Genomic DNA, 18,782 nt, shown 5'->3' with positions numbered 1-18,782 from the left:
AAATCAGTTCCCATCTATAGCGCAAACAAAACCATTCTAACCAAAGAAATTTGCATAAATAAATGTGCCCAATTCTAATTTGAACTTGTTACAATGCCTTAAAGATTGACTTTATTAGCAGATTTTTTGTTATTTTCGCTATCTGCATGCTAAACATACAATCTAAACTACAAAATACCGATACAAATGTATTTACAGTCATGTCTGCCATGGCAAAAGAATACAATGCCATAAATCTTTCTCAAGGATTTCCAGACTTTTTTTGCGACTCAAACTTAATAGATTCCGTCACAAAAGCGATGCTCGATGGAAAAAACCAGTATGCCCCCATGGCCGGTTTGCCAGCATTAAGCGACATCATTTCCAGCTATATTTTAGAAAATAGAGGCTATAAATATAACGCAAGAGACGAAATTACCGTAACAGCCGGCGCCACGCAAGCTATTTTTACCGCAATAGCGGCTACTATAAATTATGGTGACGAGGTAATTATTTTTGAACCAGCTTATGATTGTTATGCTCCAACTATAAGACTTTTCGGCGGCATTGTGAAAGCGTACCAACTCACTCCTCCAAATTATAACATTGATTGGGAAATGGTTAAAAAACTGTTTACCTCAAAAACTAAAATGATCATCATCAACAGCCCGCAAAATCCAACTGGAGTTACGCTGTCGGTTGAAGATATGCAGGCACTTTCAAAACTGGTTGAAGGAACAGATATTCTTTTGGTAAGCGATGAAGTTTATGGGCATTTGGTTTTCGACGAAAAACCTTACGAAAGTGTAGTGGGTTATGAAGAACTTCGCAAAAGAAGTTTTATAATTTATTCTTTTGGCAAAATGCTACATACCACAGGATGGAAAGTTGGTTTTTGCCTCGCTCCAAAAAAATTGATGGCTGAGTTTAGAAAGGTGCACCAATTTAACGTTTTCAGCGTTAATACTCCAATGCAGCAGGGTATAGCGAATTATATGCAAGAAGGCAACCAACTAAATGGACTCGCTAACTTTTTTCAGGCAAAAAGAGATTTATTCAGAAATCTTCTTTCAGGCAGTCGGTTTGAGCTATTGCCATGTAAGGGTTCCTATTTTCAGTGTGCAAGCTACCAAAACATAAGCGATGAAACTGACGTTGAATTTGCAACTAGATTAACCAAGGAGTTCGGGGTCGCTGCAATCCCCGTCTCGGCTTTTTACCAAAACTCTGACGATTACAAAGTTATTAGGTTTTGTTTTGCGAAGAAAGATGAGACTTTAAGAAAAGCGGCAGATAAATTAATGACGGTTTAAAAACAAAAATAAACAGTATGGCTACACCAATATACACCCAAATCGAAAACCTAAAAATTACTATTTTTCAGGCTTATCTTTTTTGGGAGAATGTAGATAAAAACCTACAGAACCTAAGCCTAAAGCTTTCTGGCGGCGTGAGAGAAAAAACAGATTTAATTGTACTGCCCGAAATGTTTAACACGGGTTTTACGATGAACGCAGCTGAATTTGCCGAAGAAATGGGAGGCAAAACCATGCAATGGATGCAGCAAACTGCCCAAAAATACAATTGTGTGGTGGCTGGCAGCTTAATTATAAAAGAACAAGATAAGTTTTACAACAGGTTAATTTGGATGCATGCAGATGGCAGCCACCAAAAATACGACAAAAGACATCTGTTCGGTTTGGGGGATGAGGATAAGAACTTTTCGCCAGGAAAAGATAGCATTATTGTAAACCTAAAAGGTTGGAAAATACGCTTGGCCATTTGCTATGATTTACGTTTCCCCGTATGGTTAAGAAATACCGATGCGGCTTATGATATTTTACTTGTAATCGCAAGCTGGCCAGATAAGCGCAGTTCACATTGGCGGGCGTTAATTCCTGCAAGAGCGATAGAAAACCAAAGTTATGTGGTAGCGGTAAACCGCGTTGGGCACGATGGAAACCAGATTTATCATGGTGGTCATTCTATGGTGATCGATCCTAATGGAAACACCGTTTATTACAAACCCGAAGATGAAGATTTGTACACCACCACCATCAACTACGAAGAGGTTGTAAAGATACGACGACAACTCCCATTTTTAGCAGATGCTGATGATTTTAAGATTATCAATTAAGATGTAGCAACTTGTCTCTTCAAAAAAAACTACCTGATAACCAATCGACAACTATGTTTAATAGAAGAAAATTTTTAAAAGCATCAGCCCTATCGGCAAGCCTTTTTGCAGTCGACAAGAAGGGATTTGCCGATGCCATTCCGAAAAAGAACAACAAAACTACAGCAGCGCCAATTGTAATTTCTACTTGGGATTTCGGGATTGCCGCAAATGCTGCTGCTTGGAAAGTATTATCTGCGGGTGGCAAATCTCTCGATGCTGTAGAGCAGGGCGTTTGGGTACCAGAAGCAGACCCAAATAACCAAAGCGTAGGCCTAGGTGGCTTACCAGATCGAGATGGCCACGTAACTTTAGACGCGTGCATTATGGACGAACAAGGTAATTGCGGATCTGTAACTGCGTTGCAACATATTTTACATCCCATTTCTGTAGCGCGCAAAGTAATGGAAAAAACCCCTCACGTAATGCTTACCGCAGATGGTGCGCTGCAATTTGCGCTAGAACAGGGTTTCGAAAAAATAAATTTGCTTACTGCGCAAAGCGAAAAAGATTGGAAAGAATGGCTTAAAACCGCCAAATACGCGCCTGTTGTTAATGTAGAGAATAAACTATATAAAAAAGTTGCTCCACAAAAATTACCTGGCAATAAATATAACCACGATACCATTGGCATGTTGGCCATAGATGCAAACGGAAATATGAGCGGCGCTTGTACCACCAGCGGCATGGCCTACAAATTATATGGAAGAGTTGGCGACAGTCCGATTATTGGTGCTGGTTTATATGTAGATAACGAAATTGGTGGGGCAACCTCTACCGGCGTTGGCGAAGAAGTGATACGCAATGTTGGGTCGTTTTTGGTGGTAGAACTGATGCGCCAAGGGCATTCTCCAGAAGAAGCCTGTAGAGAAGCTGTTATGCGCATCATCAGGCGTAAGCCAGAAACTGCAAAAAACATTCAGGTAGGTTTTTTGGCTATGAATAAAAAAGGTGAATACGGCGCTTTCGCGATACAACAAGGTTTCAGTTTTGCCGTTTGCGATGCACAAAAGCAAGATTTGTTGATAAAAGGAAAAAGCCATTATTAGTTTTTAATTTGTCTACAGCCATTAAAAAAAACATGATTGAAAAAGAAACGATTTGTGATGTAGAAAAGATTAAAGAACAAGTTCAGTCAAAAAGTCCACCAAACGCTTTCAAATTAGAAGTCTGTGCAAATTCTTATCGCTCTGCTTTAGCCGCCCAATTAGGTGGAGCGGCGCGGGTAGAACTTTGCGATAATTTGGCCGAGGGTGGCACCACACCAAGCTACGCCCAAATTGCATTGTCAAAAAAAAATCTAGATATAGAAATTTGGCCAATCATTAGGCCTAGAGGTGGCGATTTTCTATATACCGATATTGAGTTTGAGTTGATATTAGAAGATACAAAAATATGTAAATCATTACGTTGTGAGGGTATAGTTACAGGGATTCTTAAAGCGAATGGCGAGGTAGATGAGGTGCGAATGTGCGAAGTTATAAAGCTTGCAACGCCGATGAAAGTTGCTTTTCATAGGGCTTTTGATATGTGCTTAAACAAAGAAAAAGCGCTAGAAGATTTAATTAAATTGGGCATTGTGCGGGTTTTATCCTCAGGTGGGGCATCATCTGCTGTTGAAGGTAGCGAAACACTGGCTGCAATGGTTACGCAGGCGCATGGCAGAATTACTATTATGCCAGGGGCAGGAGTTAATGCCAATAACATTCAAGAGCTGATTAAGAAAACTGGCGCGACAGAATTTCATGCTTCGGCAAAAACGCCCGTAAAAAGTGAAATGATGTTTAGAAATACGGCTGCGAAGATGGGAACCGTAGCAGACGAGTACCAATATGAGCTTAGCTCAAAAAAATTGGTTGAAAAGTTGGTTGGAAAAATGAACGAAACCGACTAGGAGCAAGAAAAAAAGTACAAGCCTCAAAGACAATGTGCTTAAAATCGCTGGTAAATGCGAGATTTTAAAACTCGCTGAAAGACGTAAACGTTTTTACCCGTAATATTACAGGTTAAAATGGGAAACCAAGACTGCAAAAGTTCAATAGGTATTGTAAAAAGAGAAAAGAAGAAACCTAGGCAACTCACATGTTATAACCTTACTTTTTATCTCCACTACCTGGAACGTAACCCAAACCTGGTGTAAGCAAATGCAGTAAAACAACTCTCGAAAAACGATAATTAATTGGCGATAAGAGTAAGACTCCAAATACAATTATCCCCCAATAATAAAAAAAATTCTCATAAAGTAGTGGCAACCCAAAAACATACAAACTTACGCCAATGCTTATAATTTCTGCAACGCTCATTGCATAACTCACAAACATTGCAACATAGAAAAAGCCTGGTTCACGTTCAAATTTTAAATTGCAGCTTGGGCAATTTACATTTGTTTTTTGAAGTTTAAAAGTATACGCATTGCCGATAAAAATATCTCCTTTACGGCAACGTGGGCACTTATATTGTAATATTGCTTGAGATTTAGAAAGCTCTGCCATACTTGTGTTTATCTGTAATGCAAAAATATGAATCATAAACTCGTTAGTTTATGATTCATATCATAAAAATTCACATAAGCACCATTAGAAACCTTTGGGTTAACCTATAAATGCACCTTCAGTTTTAAATCTTCAAAATTCTTCCATGGGTTAACTGCACAACCCCCTTTTTGGCCAGCTGTTTAACAACTCTTATTACCGTTTCTACCCTTAAACCTGTCATATCGGCCAATTCTTGCCTTGTAACTTTAAGAATTTCCCCCGCTGGAAGATCTAAAAACAAAAAATTTATGATGGTTTGTAGACGGTGTTCAGCTTTTTCGTTCCCAAGCTCTTCGAGCATCATTGATTTATAAAAAAGCCTATTACTTAAAACCCTGATTAGGTCCGAGTTAAATTCGGCATTATCTTTCAAAAGCTGAAAGAACTCAGTTTTATTTAATTGGATAATTTCCGAATTTTTAGTGGCAATAGTATATGCAAGGTATGGCCGGTTTACCAATAAAGCAGGCTCGCCAAAATATTGGCCAGTTTTGAATATACCTTGGATAAATTCCTTGCCATCCCCGTTTACTGTTACCATTCTTATTTCGCCACTTTTTATAAAAAATACAAATTTTGGCTGTAATCCAGGTTCGTAAATTACGGTATCTTTCGTAAAGTTTCTAATAGGATACCCTTTATCTATAAGTTGCTGAATGTACATTTAGAATTTCAAATTAGATTTCCAACCAAAGAACCTACCCCAGCGTTTCTCGCATCAATTTTGTGTAAAACTCTTTTAAGGTTAAACCAATAGCCGCCACTTGTTGAGGAATAAAACTGGTTGCAGTTTGTCCAGGCACTGTATTTATTTCGATGAAATAAAAGTCACCTTCATCGCCGGTCAAAATAAAATCTATTCGAACCACGCCCCTACAATTCAATTTTTCGTACACATGTTTTGCAATAGTTTGTACTCTAGCATTCGTCTCGTCTCTAATTTCTGCAGGCGTTGTTTCTATGGCGATGCCCGGCGTATATTTCGCCTCGAAATCGAAAAACTCTTTTTTAGTACTTACCTCAGTACTAGGCAAAACCATAATTTCGCCTTCTAATTTTACCACCCCGACCGTAAATTCCCTTCCTTCAATAAATTCCTCTACCAAAACTTGCCTATCCACCTTAAAGGCAGTTTCCATCGCGTTAGCTAATTTATCGCTTTGCGTAACCTTGCTCATACCTATGCTGCTTCCGCCACTATTTGGCTTTACAAAGTAAGGCAATTTTAGGTCATGGATAATTTGGCTAACATTTTTCTCCAGCCCCTGAAAAAGCTGTACGGACTTAGCAACATACAGGTTTTCAATGCCTGTAACAACGGCTTTTGTGTAAGCCTTGTTCATCGTAATTGCAGAGGTAATTGCATCGCAAGTGGTGTAAGGGATGTTAAGCATATCAAAATACCCCTGCAGCTTTCCATCTTCGCCAGGCGAGCCATGAATGGATATAAAAACGCCATCAAACTTCACTTTTCTTCCCTCAATGGTAAGAGAGAAATCATTTCTATCTACTTCTATTTTTATGGAATCTGCTGGCTCGTAAAACCAACTGTGGTCATTTAAAATAATTTTGTAAACATCAAAAAGCTCTAAATCTATATTCTGAGCTATGGTTGCTGCACTTTTTAGAGAAATTACCCATTCATCGGTAGTGCCTCCAGTTAATAGCGCAATGGTTTTTTTCATGGTGGATGATGCTTATTTAAAAATGAACTGATGTTTAAAATATAAGTTCAAAAATATAAATATCTTTGTGCTTTATTAATTTTAACGTAGAATATTACAAGTGTTACTTTTACGCACCGTTAAAGAGGTAGACAGGATTTTATTTGTTGCCCGCACTTTTATACTGAATTATTACGTTTTAAACAGATCTACCTATTCATGTCTAAATTTACACAGTACCTAAAAACATCTTCCTTTAGAAACACGGTAATTGCTGCGTTTGTTACCGTAATTATTTTAGTGGGAGCTGCTTTTTTTAGTTTAAGATATTATACGAAACACGGAGAAGGATTAAGTGTTCCGCAGGTTAAAGGCTTAATTTTGACGCAGGCAGTTAAAAAACTGGAAGATGCTGGCTTAAAATACGAAATTGACTCTGTTTTTATTATGGACAAGCCACCGGGCTATGTAATAGATCAAGATCCAGATGCCAATACTTTTGTTAAGGATAACCGAACAGTTTACCTAACCATAAATGCCGGCAAAATACCCGACACTAATTTTCCGGACGTAGAGTTTAAAAACTTAAGAGAAGCCACGGCAATTTTAGAAAGCTCTAGGTTAAAGGTTGGCGATACTACCTACAAAGCAGACATTAGCAAAGATGTGGTTTTGGAAACATCGTTTGGCGGGCAACCCATAAAAACTGGAGACAACATACCCGTAGGCTCTCGAATTAATTTAGTACTTGGTGATGGAAGGGGCAGCGAAGAAGTAGACATTCCCCAACTTACCGGACTAACTATTGATGAAGCAAAATTTAGTTTAAAAGGATCTATGCTTGCGCTTGGAACAGTAATTTACGATGGCCAGATTACAGATAGTGCCAACGCAGTTATTGTTGCCCAAAACCCAATGCCAGTCGATTCTGTTAGTAAAGTTTCTATCGGAACAAGGATAAACATTACGCTATCTAACAGACCGAAAGTTGTCATCGACCCAAACAATAGCATGGAACAGCCTAAACAGAACGACCCTAACAATCCAAATACTCCTACACCAGTAAAACCTTTACGCTAACAATATGGCAGATCCATTAGAAAAGAAGATGAGCAACGGTAAAAAAATAGCATTAGTAATTATTTGCCTAGCCATTTTGCTGGGTGGATATTTTATGCTCAACTTTTATAGAACTTACTTTTCGCCAAACTTTACGGGGAAACAAAAATACCTTTACGTTAAAACTGGTGGCAATTTAGATGCGCTAATAAATGAGCTAGAAAGCAAAGACCTTGTAAACAGCATTGGCGAATTTAAAAAAGCTGCTACAAAAATGAATCTCGGAGAAAACCTTAAACCAGGTAGATATTTGGTAAAGAAGGGAATGACCAACCGGGTAGTGGTAAATATGATAAAAGCGGGCAACCAGGACCCCGTTAAGTTAAAAATACACAACTTACGCACCAAAGAAAATTTTGCTGCGTTTTTAGCCAAGAACCTTGAGGCAGATTCATCGCAATTTATTAACGTACTAGATTCTAGTAATCTGATTACGAAATACGGATTTAACCAAGACAATATATACGCTATGTTCATCCCAAATACTTACAATGTGTATTGGAATGAAAATCCCGTAGATTTCTTTATAAGAATGAATAAAGAGTACGAATCTTTTTGGACAGCAGCGCGAAAGAAAAAAGCAGCAAGCTTAAATTTATCACCCATACAGGTAACTATTTTAGCCTCTATTGTAGATGGAGAAGCGCTTTATGATAAGGAAATGCCCATCATAGCTGGTTTGTATTTAAACAGGCTAAATAGAGGGCAATTATTGCAGGCAGATCCAACAGTAATTTTTGCCAACGGCGATTTTAACGTAAAACGTGTAACTAACATACTACTTCAAACACCGTCTTTATATAACACCTACAAATATGCTGGCCTACCTCCTGGCCCTATTATGATGCCTAGCATTAACGCAATAGACGCGGTGTTAAATCACGACAAGAACAATTACATTTATATGTGTGCCAAAGAAGATTTCTCTGGCTACCATAACTTTGCAGCTACACAAGCAGAGCACAATGCCAATGCAAGGAAATATCGCGAAGCCCTAAACAGGCGCAAAATTTTTAAATAATGTTTAGCCACGAAACAAAGCTTAGAACGCGATACGGCGAAACGGACCAAATGGGTTACGTTTATTATGGCAACTATGCCGAGTATTTCGAGGTTGCAAGAGTAGAAATGCTTAGAAGTTTGGGCATGAGTTATAGCGCCATGGAGGCTGCAGGTGTAATGATGCCCGTTTTAGAGCTAAATTGCAAATACATCAAACCTGTTTATTACGATGAACTGATTACCATAAAAACAAGTATAAAGGTGCTACCTGCTGCAAGAATCTTTTTCGAATACGAAATTTTTAATCAAAAAGAAGAGTTGGTGCATCTTGGTAAAACAACGCTTGTGTTTGTAGACATGATTACAAAGCGCCCTACCCATCCGCCAGAAAAGTTTATGGAGAAACTTGCACATTTCTTTTAATGTTAAATGGAATGGCTACATAGAAACTTACTAAAACTTAAATTCTACGCAGATTTTATAGAGTGGACAAAACATTGTATCCTTCCGGGTTTCAGTTCCCTCCCGCTCTACACCGTAGCAACCTTTTTTTTTAGAGAAATAGGAAAAGACGAACTTTTAAATAAATCTTCTTCTTTGGCCTACAATTTTATGTTGGCCATTTTTCCTGCCATCATTTTCCTTTTCACGCTTATCCCCTTTGTGCCCATCAATCATTTTCAAGATCAACTGTTGGGTATTATAGAATTGTTGCTGCCCAGCAACGCTTATATAGCATTTGAGGCCACGTTAAAAGACATTATAAAAAATCAAAACGGCGGCTTACTATCATTTGGATTTTTTTCTGCAATATTTTTTGCAACCAATGGCGTAGTAAACTTGATGAAAGCTTTTAACAGATCTTCTCTAATTATAGAAACACGAGGATGGCTAAAAAAGAGGCTAATAGCGCTTGTGCTTACCTTCGCCATCGTCGTCTCTATCATTATTTGTATTGGTGCCCTTGCCGCAAGCGATTATGTTAGGACTTATTTACAACTCCATTTACATTTTAAACATAACGCAACCGTCGACTTTGCTGTTCTGCTGTTAAAATGGGTTTTCTTGGTAGGATTATATTTTATAAACATTTCGATGTTATACAGGTACGGCCCGTCGCATACCAAAAAATGGAAACTTTTTAGTTCTGGAGCATTTTTAGCGACTATTTTGGCATTCTTAACCATTTGGGGGTTTACATTCTACATCAATCATTTTGCGTCATACAACAAAGTATACGGATCGATAGGCACGCTAATCGTAATCATGATCTGGTTGTACTTAAATTCGCTTATTTTGTTAGTCGGTTTCGAGCTGAACGCAAGCATACAAGTAAGTAAACGTGTTTATAAATTGGTAAAACCAAAGTTTAATGCGTTTAAAGAAGCTAACCTAGGCACGCAGCGCAATAAAGATTAACTTTTTCTGCCTAGTTGTTAACCATTTACCAATTTTGATAAAAAAAAAAGCATTCTAAGTTTGCAGAATTGTTTTGAGTTTGTACTTTTGCGGCGGAGAGTTGGCAGAGTGGTCGATTGCGGCAGTCTTGAAAACTGTTGACTTGTTAAAGGGTCCGCGGGTTCGAATCCCCCACTCTCCGCAGCCTTTTTTAGGTAAATGCCTTTAGCTTATAACTAAAGGCATTTTTTATTACAAAAATAATTCGGTGGTGCAATTAGTGGTGCAATTTTCAGTTTTAAAAATGCAAATTATACTATTTGAGTATCCCGTTTTAATGTGGTATTTTTGATTATTCCTTTTGTCGTTATTAGGAAAATCTTAAAAGGGTTTATCATTCAGTTGGTAACCCTTTTTTTTAAAAGTGAGTGTTTACGAAGTATCAAAAAGTAAATTATTGTAAATTGTTCCGTAATTACCATTTTTATTAAAAGCATTTTTTTGAAGATATTTAAGTTAAGTGAAATGTTAAACTTGCTACGCATTATTTCGATAATTAAATTTGGTTAAGAACACCCTAACGAATATTATTTTTATATCTAAAAACTAATCTAATTATTATGAAAATATTGATTGTTTGCCTATTCTGCGTAATACTTTCTTCTTGTGAAAAAAAAGTATGTTGGAAATGCAAAATTACAGCGACCGCAGCAATAGGCAATACATTTGTTAAGGATACAACGGAAACTATTGTATGCGACAAGACGAGTAAGGAGATTCAGGACTATCAAAAATCAGGCTCAACTTACTCAAATAATGGAGGTGCAGGTATAAATCAAAAGATAACCTCTACCAGAATTACCTGCGCAAAAGATTAGTATTTAACGATTTTCTGTTTGGTGAGCTTTATTAAAGTAATCGATTGGAATAAATTTTAAATAGACCTTTATTTAATCGAATGTAGTTTGTTTAAAGTTTTACTAGTTTGAAAATTCGTTTAATCCTAATTAGTTCGACAGCTGGCCGGTAAAAAAGGCTATGCGAAATTAGTGCTATTGACTGTGTTAAAATCTTAATATCACTCTACCCCGTCATTATTTGTCACATCTTATCGGCGTTTCAATCTTTAAACTTAAGATAGTTAAAAAACCTTTCTATTTATCCAATGTCAGAAATTTTGTAGCTTAGCATTGTCAATCATAACCAATGGCTGAAGTAAACCTAAATAATTATAAAAAGATAGATTTTTTTGATCTGCCCGAGGTAGATAATGTTAAAGATCTTAGTGGTGTGGGCTTGGATGTTGCTGTCATCGTTACCTTAGCTTACGAAATTACTAACGAAAAAAGCGACTTGTATTTTAAGTCTAGGCACAAAATTGTCAATCGTGCTAAAGAATTGGATGCAGAATTGATAAAAAAGCAATTTTCGCCGATTAATAGAACAGATACAAGCCAATTTTTTATCTTTTCATCAAACGGGAAATTTGCAGATACTATACTGTTTGCAAAAACCAACATTGTAGAGTTATGACCGACAACGATTTTAAGATAAAATTAAATTTTGGCGGTGGATCAGTTGAAGCGGTTGTTTTAACCTCATGGCGTGGTGAAAATACTATTTCAACATTTGAGATAATAATTGGGGGCAAACGGATTGCACAATTAGAGATGCAGGATCTGCATTGGATAACTATGTACGGTAATTTAGACTATGAGACAGTGCAATATATCGGCTCTCAAATAGACTGGCATTACGAAAACCCTAAATAAAAATGTGCAGCACCGTTAAGACAATCCAGTTAAATTCCGCTTTTGCCATTTCTTTAAAACAGGAAATGACAGAAAAATATAAGCAAGGGGATCTTGTTTTTCCCAAAGGTCAAATCTCTTTGATAACCGATGCAGAACCAAACATCTTGCAAGATGGCTATTGGTCATTAGTTCCTAGTTGGTCTCCTACCTTTACAGCACCAAAGTATTCGACTTTTAACGCTAAAAAAGAAAGTCTTACCACGTCAAAAACTTGGATGCCGTTGTTAGGTAAAAAACATTGTGCCTTAATCTGTGAGGGGTTTATAGAGTGGCATTGGGATGACCCTATTAAAAAGATCGGTTCACATAAATACTATTTACACCAGGCAAATAGCGAAGTCACAATTATTGGCGGGCTTTGGGAAAGTTGGAAAAACAGAATAACAGGCGAAATTTATAAAAGCTGTACAATGATTACGAACCCGGCGAATGAAATGATGGCAAAAATCCACAACGCAAAACAACGTATGCCGGCAATGTTAACGCAAGAAAATTATAAATTTTGGATTGATAGTGAACTTTCATTAACTGATAGGATAAAGACAATAGAACCAATACCAAACGATTTTCTAACCGCTGTGGAGGTGCCAAAATAATGAGACACAACAATCGTTTTACGCTAAAAGAGCAATCAATAGGCGCACTTATTTTGATTGTTATTTTGATAATCTTAAACTTATTTGGAATAATCCATTTTTAGTTACTATGCCAGATATTACATTCAACGGTTTTTTTGATGGCGAGGTTAAAGCTGTTCGATTGTCGCAGCCATCGGGTGCGGCTAATTGCAACTATTATTTAATGGTGGATAATTACGTATGGGGTCAAGTAAATAAAATGTCGGACGGTTGGCGTGTTTACTTCAATAAGCCCGAACTATTCACAACTGCGGACGCTGATAGTTTGATAGAAATTGTTTTAAAAAATCAAACCTCATAGGGGTTGTCAAATTTCGTCAGATTTTAGTATTTTATTACTGTTATATTGCTGTTATTGCAATTAATTGAGCCTAAAAAACTATTTTAAATTACTGAAAATTTTAAGATTTCGGACTAGTTGAAAGTAACCTTTAGTAAACTTTAGAGGGGTGGAAAAGTAGTGTTTTGTAGGGTAGCATCTGAACAAATGTAAACAAATGTTAACATACTTTTCTCTCTGAAAAGGTAAGTTATTGTAAATTATGTAGGGCTTAAAAGGTAAATAAAAGTAAATAAATGTATTGGACAAATGGACACTATAAAAAAGGTAAAGTTTAGTAAAGTTTTTAAAACTAAACTATTCTAAACTGCGGACAACGGATTTAAATTAGTGGCTGAGCGGTCACCTATTTGCGATCTTCCCTTTAGTTTCCTACGTCGTGTTTACTTTCCACCTAGTTCTGTTTTAGATAGTGTTTATATTCTGTTAATTCTTTCATTGCCATATTTAGGCCGATGCCTTTATTACGCAAGCAATCGGTTACGTTTCTCCAGTACCGTTTTACTCGTTCTTGTTGCTGCGGTGCAATCTTACTGTCTTGTTCTAATGTGCTGTATTCGATTTGCAGCTCTATTAATACAAGCGGCAAAATGGTGGGCTTTGTAGGTTCGGGCATCCCCTCACTATGCAGTTTATAAAAGCTAAATTCTGCCCTCATTACGCTGTGGAAAATCTCTAAGGCTTTGGCGTGGTCTGTTTGCTTAATTATAACGCTATCGTGTACGGTTAGAAATGGAATGTTTACCGCAGCGAGTTTTTGCCATACTTTGCGCATTGTTTGCACCTCAATTTTTTGAAGTAACCAGGCAAGATTGTTATAATATGGGTTTACATTCCAGCTTTTGATTTTCTTGTTTCGAGGTTCGGGGTTGCTCTTATACCAATTAACCCATTGCGCCCACTCACTATTGCCATAAAGATTTATAATCTCGTTTAAATCATAATTGAATAAGGTTTTTAGAAACTTCTTTTTTGCTGTATCTCTATCCGGCAAACTTGATTTAGCTAACAATTCATTATAAACGTCTGCACCTGAATAAACCCAATTAGTAAACTCATTGTCTCCTATCACTTCGTTTAGCGTACGGGCTAAAAATAAAGGTTGTGCGGTATTTATGTCTATGTGCGCAGTTGGTTCGCTATCGATTAATAAATAAGGTCTTAAAACCCTGTGTAAATTACTTATTGGAGTGTGTAATCTCCCTACAAAACTATCTTCATTAAAAAAGTGGCTTATATATTGGTGGTTGTGCTTTGCGAACAAATTAAAAAACGGTGGTGTTTTAATCCCATCTTGAATAGTTACACGTTTTAGCATTTCCCGAATATTGATAATCAGTTTATTAGTTGGTTGCTTTTTGCTTTCAATGCTTGTTATATCAATTGCACCCTGTTTAAGTGGTTTAATTAAGTACAAATCATTAAAGTTTTTATAAGTGATAGTTTCACTTTTAACCAGTGCATTAAGTACCGTTTCAAATCCACTACCTAACATTTTTATTAAGGTGTCTTTATGTTTCTTTACTGCTTTACGCTCTTCAACATTTTTGAGATTGTAGGTAAAAAAATATAAAGTGTTTATATGAATTATAAATTTATCCGTTGTCATTGTGTTTCAGTTAACACGGTTACACATTCACTCCACTCATACACTCCCCTATATAAAGAGGGGGAGTGTGTTTGAGTCAGTTAAATAAGGGGTGCAACTCATACGGTTTTAGTCTGTTTCAGTTTGTTCGAGTGGCGTTTGAGTTAATGTTTCAGTTAGTAAAATATAGTGAGCGTTTGGGCTTCGGTCTTTACCAACTTTTGCAATCCAGCCTTTATCATTGATAAAATAATCAATGTACTCACTAACACGTCTAGCTGATAAGTCATCATTTAGTATCTTTTTATAATATGTAATAACACGTGTTTTTAGTTCGCTTAATTTGGGCTTTATATCGCCGGCAAATATTTCTAAAAGAATTTTTACATGGTCTATATTTTCAACTTCGTACGCTGATTTTTTTTGACTCTTACTTTGTTTCACGGGCATCTCAGCTGATAAAAACATCATTGCTTCATTATTCCACTTATAAGCTGTGTTTACGTGGGCATTATTGCGGTTTTTTCCAAAGTCAAAATCAGTTGTTAAAATATGCGTATCGTTTTCTATTCTCGTAGCTAAAAGGATGGTTTCACCTTCCCTGCATATTTCACTTCCAGCATGCCCCCGTGGTTTTTCTGAACCGGGATTTGGATGCAAGGTTGTGAATATTGATAAATTATATTTTACAGTCCATTCCCTAAATAAAATTCTACATTCAATAGCTTGCGGTAAATCGTTTGTATCCGTAACCAAATCGCCTGAACCGTCCAAAATCAAAAGGCTACAAGGGTTATTTTCTAAAAGATTAGTAATTGCATCAAGTCTTTGAGATAATCGAGCTATCGAGCGCATACCTACTAAAATGACTTTATCGGTACTATCTCCAAAATTGATATTTGCCCGTTTTGCCATTCTACTAAAAGAGTTCCAAACGTCCAGCTCCGTACGTTCAAAATCACAATAGATTACACCCCTAAAATCTTTATTTCCCTCAAAACCTAAACAGTCAACATCATTATTTAAGTGGCTTGCACAAATAGCTTCACATATACTACTTTTACCAGCTCCTGGCGAAGCAATTACGGCTGTAATATTGCCGTGTGTTAAAATCCCGACTCCATTTAAACGAAGTACGGGCGGTATTTCGGGTGGTCTGTTATGCCAATTAGGAATAAATATTTTACCGTTAATATCTTCAATAGGTGTATTGTCTTCAATCTCTTCAATAGGTGGCATTTTAAATTTAGTTTCCATTTTGTGCGCCCTCCTTTGCGAAGTAAAAATGATAAACACGTTTGCCAGTTGTAGGGCATCGGGCAATTTTAGCCACTCTAAGCGATTTGCTTTTATAAGTAAGGTTGTATAAGGCTCTGCAAAGCGTCGCTATCTCTAAGCCTGTTAATTCACTTAGTTTGCGCCTCGTTAATGGTTGCTTATATAAGTGTAAAGCTTTAAAGATTAATCGATTTTCTTTATCTTCGTTTGTCGTTGAAGATTTAAAAGGGGTTTTGAAATTTCTCATTTCTTAGCCCCTTTCTTTTTGGCTTCCAAACTATCCAATACTTTATATAAATCGTACCTTATTGAATTACCGATTTGCAAAAAAGGTATTTTGCCCTTTTGCCTCCAGCGTATCAATGTTTGAATTGTAACCCCTAACTTTTTAGAAAGGTCTTCGCCTGTGATAATTTGCGCCTCTTTGGTAGGCTCTTTTTGTGGGATGTTGTTAACGGCAAATTCTACCGCCTCCAGAATTAAGCTTTTAAAAGCTTCATTGGTTGTTATGATTTGTAACATACTTTTGTTGTTTTCGTATGCTCGCAATTTTGGGGATGTGGTGTATAGCTTATTGTATAGTTTTAATAAAAAACAAAAAAGCAACTACCTTAATAATAGATAGTTGCTGAGTGTTGATTAACTTTTTTTGTATAGGGTTGTATAGTGTACAAACGTTTTTATATCACTTATTTAAAATTGCTTTCATTTGGTTAACAAAAACGGTTTCTGTTTTCATGTCCTTTTTGTTTCTGCTTTTTACGTTGTCAAATTGTTTTATTCCAAATCTTTTGCTTGCAATACGATCGTTTGCGCCTGCTATTGAAAGGAAATAATTAAAGTATTTATTTTGTCCTTTAATTAATTTAAAAGGCTTTGGAGTTATGTTTTCGTTAAAACAATCAAAATAATCTTTGTATGTTATTATCGGTTTTTCAAAGTGTTGCTTAAAGTGTTTGTAAGATTTACTTATTTGAACTTCATTTAATCCTAAAATAAATTTAGGTTCTAATAATTGGTCTAGGTTTTCTCCTTTAAAAATCTGTTTGTTTTGCTTATCAGCTAAAAAAAGCGCAATACCTACGCCCTCCGCAAGTATTGGAGGTATATGATTTGGAAATGGAATAAATTGGTAGCGAACAAAATTTTCAACACCGGTGGAATTATCGCAAACCATATTTATAAACATATATCCTAAATCTATTAATTGTAATGGCATTTCTCTGATTGCATTGCGATAGCCTATTTTCCTAATTTCTGCACCGTTATTACAAGACTTTAAAGTTTTTAAAAGGTCTTTTTTAAATAATCTCTTTGCGGTCTCGGTTGATTTTTGGTTATAAAGATTTTCAAAATGTTCTTCGGTACAGTAAATTTCCATTAAGTCCTTTAATGTAGTGGTTAGGGTTAACTTATCATTTATGACAGGAAGTCCCCGTTTCAAAATTTCCAGTATCTCATCTTCACGCATCAAATACTTCCATGTCCGTTTATCAAGTTCCTTTGTAAAAAACATAATATCTTGCCGTTATAAATAAATCCTAAACTACCTTTAATTTTCTTTCCTTTGGTGCGCCCCAGGCTTTCAACATCACTACCTTTTTACGTTTCTCGGTAATGTTTACGTAACGTTTAAAGCTTTTATAATCTTCATGCCCTGAAATAGTCATAACCTCTTCGGCACTCATTCCACGCTCTAAAGATAAGGTTACAAATGTTTTTCGAGCGGTGTGAAAACTAATAAGTTCAAATTTTGGGTAAGTGGTTACAATTCGTTTTTTACCAAAAAAACGTACTATTTCGATTTGTTTCGCAATGCCTGCCAATTCGCATAACTCTTTTATGTACTCGTTTAGTTTTTGGTTACTGATTGTAGGTAAAGGCTTATTTAGTTCGCTATATTTTTCAAGTATGCCAGCTGAAAAAATATTTAAAGGCACTGTTAAGGCGGTTTTAGTTTTCTTTACTACTATGTTTATACTTTCATTATCTAAATGTTCTGCTTTAAGTTGCTGAACATCGCTAAAACGTAAACCAGTAGCGCAAGCGAAAACAAAAATATCTCTAACTTTATCAAGTCTTTTATTATTGCTTAAATCAAAATCAATTAAGTTTTGCAGTTCGTTTTGCTCTAAAGCTATAACCTCTAATTTTTCACGCTTTATTGTGAAATCTCTGAAACTATCATTTACTTTTACACCCTCTTTCTTTGCATAGGTTAAAAAGGTTTTTAGGGTGCTTAATGCTTTGGCTATGGTTGTATTATTCAGCATCGGGTTAATATTTCCAGCTTTATCCGTTTTGGTTCGCTTAATCAAAAAGTTTTGGAACTTATTAAAAAAACTATAATCTATGCCCTCAAAGGTTACTTTGTGATTTGTTGCGTCTTGATAAGCTTTTAAATGGTTTTTTATGGATTTGTAAACCGATAAGCTTCCAGCTTCCCTGCTTGCTTCGTGTTCTACAATATACCTATCAATATAATCAAACACCAAATCGGTTTTTTCTTCTACTTTAAATGCATCGGGCTTTTTGCTTATTAAAGCATCAATTACAGTTTGAGAACTAAAAGGAATTGATAACGCCAAAAACTTATCTTCTATGGCTTTTATGTCAATCTCTACACTATCCAAAATATCATTAATCTCATTTATCTCTATTTCGGTTAATAGTTGATTAACTGGTAAATGATTTAATTTTCTCTTTGCCTCACGCTGCGGTATATAAAAAGCTCTTTGCTCTTTTGCATCCCAATACTCTGATAAAATAGTCTGATCTAAACTAAAACGTTTGCGGTTGCCCTTAATAGAATATATTAGGCTTACAGGTAGTTTGCCATTTTCTCCCCTCACTCCTTTGCGAAGTTCAAAACGGATTGTTCCGATTGTTTTTTTTTTACTCATAGATTGCCGTTATTAATCTTAACCAAATATAAACAATAAAATTTGGTGGTGCAATTGGTGGTGCAGTTTTTGTGTTAACTAAATGTAATCGTATTTAATTAAAAAATGATAAATCTTGTTTAATCATGTTCTAAAGTAGTTTTTGTTAATATTGATTGTAAGGGTTTTACATACGTTCAAGTCCCCCACTCTCCGCAGACTATAGCCCCAATTAATTGTTAATCAATTAATTGGGGCTTTTTCTTTGTACTGTGTGTTTTGACCCCTATAAAACAAGAGTATTCTTTTAAATTTCAAAGATTAATTATGCGGTTAATTTTCTCATTAAAATTGTGTGTTTATGCTGGTC

Annotated in this window: 21 protein-coding genes and 1 tRNA gene; 14 read left to right on the top strand and 8 right to left on the bottom strand. The window is 36.1% G+C overall.

Annotated features, from left to right (window positions below):
* Positions 1–146 precede the first annotated feature (146 nt).
* The 4 genes from ABIB40_RS00110 to ABIB40_RS00095 are packed head-to-tail and all read left to right on the top strand — an operon-like array spanning position 147 to position 4,049.
* Positions 147–1,292, top strand: a complete 1,146-nt coding sequence (locus ABIB40_RS00110) for a methionine aminotransferase (RefSeq protein WP_354354718.1) — start codon at positions 147–149, stop codon at positions 1,290–1,292.
* A gap of 17 nt (positions 1,293–1,309) precedes the next feature.
* On the top strand, positions 1,310–2,116 hold the full coding sequence (locus ABIB40_RS00105; protein WP_354354716.1) for a nitrilase family protein: 807 nt from the start codon (positions 1,310–1,312) through the stop codon (positions 2,114–2,116).
* Between the two features lie 53 nt (positions 2,117–2,169).
* Positions 2,170–3,204: a glycosylasparaginase gene (locus tag ABIB40_RS00100; RefSeq protein WP_354354714.1), complete on the top strand. Its 1,035-nt coding sequence runs from the start codon at positions 2,170–2,172 to the stop codon at positions 3,202–3,204.
* Positions 3,205–3,236: 32 nt separating this feature from the next.
* Positions 3,237–4,049, top strand: coding sequence for a copper homeostasis protein CutC (locus ABIB40_RS00095; protein ID WP_354354712.1), 813 nt, complete (start codon positions 3,237–3,239; stop codon positions 4,047–4,049).
* A 199-nt stretch (positions 4,050–4,248) separates the two neighbouring features.
* Here ABIB40_RS00095 and ABIB40_RS00090 read toward each other — a convergent pair whose 3' ends face one another.
* From ABIB40_RS00090 to ABIB40_RS00080, 3 genes are all read right to left on the bottom strand, one after another.
* On the bottom strand, positions 4,249–4,647 hold the full coding sequence (locus ABIB40_RS00090) for a DUF983 domain-containing protein (protein WP_502931043.1): 399 nt from the start codon (positions 4,645–4,647) through the stop codon (positions 4,249–4,251).
* Positions 4,648–4,771: 124 nt separating this feature from the next.
* Positions 4,772–5,353: a Crp/Fnr family transcriptional regulator gene (locus ABIB40_RS00085; RefSeq protein WP_354354708.1), complete on the bottom strand. Its 582-nt coding sequence runs from the start codon at positions 5,351–5,353 to the stop codon at positions 4,772–4,774.
* A 34-nt stretch (positions 5,354–5,387) separates the two neighbouring features.
* Positions 5,388–6,374 (bottom strand): D-alanine--D-alanine ligase, encoded by a 987-nt coding sequence (locus ABIB40_RS00080; protein ID WP_354354706.1) that lies wholly within the window; start codon positions 6,372–6,374, stop codon positions 5,388–5,390.
* 198 nt (positions 6,375–6,572) lie between these two features.
* On the opposite strand from ABIB40_RS00080, the gene ABIB40_RS00075 reads away from it, so the two are divergent.
* From ABIB40_RS00075 to ABIB40_RS00030, 10 genes are all read left to right on the top strand, one after another.
* Positions 6,573–7,433 (top strand): PASTA domain-containing protein, encoded by an 861-nt coding sequence (locus ABIB40_RS00075; protein ID WP_354354704.1) that lies wholly within the window; start codon positions 6,573–6,575, stop codon positions 7,431–7,433.
* Between the two features lie 4 nt (positions 7,434–7,437).
* Positions 7,438–8,493, top strand: coding sequence for an endolytic transglycosylase MltG (mltG, locus tag ABIB40_RS00070; protein WP_354354702.1), 1,056 nt, complete (start codon positions 7,438–7,440; stop codon positions 8,491–8,493).
* Entirely contained in the window at positions 8,493–8,897 is a 405-nt protein-coding gene (locus tag ABIB40_RS00065; protein WP_354354700.1) for an acyl-CoA thioesterase, read from the top strand. Before mltG ends, ABIB40_RS00065 begins: the two co-directional genes overlap by 1 nt.
* Before the next feature lie 6 nt (positions 8,898–8,903).
* Positions 8,904–9,893, top strand: coding sequence for a YihY/virulence factor BrkB family protein (locus ABIB40_RS00060; RefSeq protein WP_354354698.1), 990 nt, complete (start codon positions 8,904–8,906; stop codon positions 9,891–9,893).
* 94 nt (positions 9,894–9,987) lie between these two features.
* Positions 9,988–10,074 (top strand) — tRNA-Ser (locus ABIB40_RS00055).
* 418 nt (positions 10,075–10,492) lie between these two features.
* The gene (locus tag ABIB40_RS00050) at positions 10,493–10,750 is read left to right on the top strand and encodes a hypothetical protein (protein WP_354354696.1); all 258 of its coding nucleotides are present in this window, start codon (positions 10,493–10,495) and stop codon (positions 10,748–10,750) included.
* A 328-nt stretch (positions 10,751–11,078) separates the two neighbouring features.
* The gene (locus ABIB40_RS00045; RefSeq protein ID WP_354354694.1) at positions 11,079–11,405 is read left to right on the top strand and encodes a hypothetical protein; all 327 of its coding nucleotides are present in this window, start codon (positions 11,079–11,081) and stop codon (positions 11,403–11,405) included.
* The gene (locus ABIB40_RS00040) at positions 11,402–11,644 is read left to right on the top strand and encodes a hypothetical protein (RefSeq protein ID WP_354354692.1); all 243 of its coding nucleotides are present in this window, start codon (positions 11,402–11,404) and stop codon (positions 11,642–11,644) included. The genes ABIB40_RS00045 and ABIB40_RS00040 overlap by 4 nt, the downstream gene beginning before the upstream one ends.
* A 2-nt stretch (positions 11,645–11,646) precedes the next feature.
* Positions 11,647–12,282 (top strand): SOS response-associated peptidase family protein, encoded by a 636-nt coding sequence (locus tag ABIB40_RS00035; RefSeq protein WP_354354690.1) that lies wholly within the window; start codon positions 11,647–11,649, stop codon positions 12,280–12,282.
* A 109-nt stretch (positions 12,283–12,391) separates the two neighbouring features.
* Entirely contained in the window at positions 12,392–12,625 is a 234-nt protein-coding gene (locus ABIB40_RS00030) for a hypothetical protein (protein WP_354354688.1), read from the top strand.
* 433 nt (positions 12,626–13,058) lie between these two features.
* On the opposite strand, the gene ABIB40_RS00025 is transcribed toward ABIB40_RS00030, so the two are convergent.
* The 5 genes from ABIB40_RS00025 to ABIB40_RS00005 form a co-directional block, all read right to left on the bottom strand.
* Positions 13,059–14,273, bottom strand: a complete 1,215-nt coding sequence (locus ABIB40_RS00025) for a hypothetical protein (RefSeq protein ID WP_354354686.1) — start codon at positions 14,271–14,273, stop codon at positions 13,059–13,061.
* A 108-nt stretch (positions 14,274–14,381) separates the two neighbouring features.
* Entirely contained in the window at positions 14,382–15,509 is a 1,128-nt protein-coding gene (locus ABIB40_RS00020) for a hypothetical protein (protein WP_354354684.1), read from the bottom strand.
* A 264-nt stretch (positions 15,510–15,773) separates the two neighbouring features.
* Complete coding sequence (locus tag ABIB40_RS00015; RefSeq protein WP_354354682.1) at positions 15,774–16,052, bottom strand: helix-turn-helix domain-containing protein; 279 nt, start codon at positions 16,050–16,052, stop codon at positions 15,774–15,776.
* Positions 16,053–16,215: 163 nt separating this feature from the next.
* Complete coding sequence (locus ABIB40_RS00010) at positions 16,216–17,046, bottom strand: hypothetical protein (RefSeq protein WP_354354680.1); 831 nt, start codon at positions 17,044–17,046, stop codon at positions 16,216–16,218.
* A gap of 25 nt (positions 17,047–17,071) precedes the next feature.
* The gene (locus tag ABIB40_RS00005) at positions 17,072–18,433 is read right to left on the bottom strand and encodes a phage integrase SAM-like domain-containing protein (RefSeq protein ID WP_354354678.1); all 1,362 of its coding nucleotides are present in this window, start codon (positions 18,431–18,433) and stop codon (positions 17,072–17,074) included.
* Positions 18,434–18,782 lie beyond the last annotated feature (349 nt).

Source organism: Pedobacter sp. UYP30 (genome assembly GCF_040547165.1).
Taxonomy (GTDB): Bacteria; Bacteroidota; Bacteroidia; order Sphingobacteriales; family Sphingobacteriaceae; genus Pedobacter.
The sequence above is the reverse complement of the archived record's forward strand: the minus strand, read 5'-3'. Positions and strand labels throughout refer to the sequence as shown.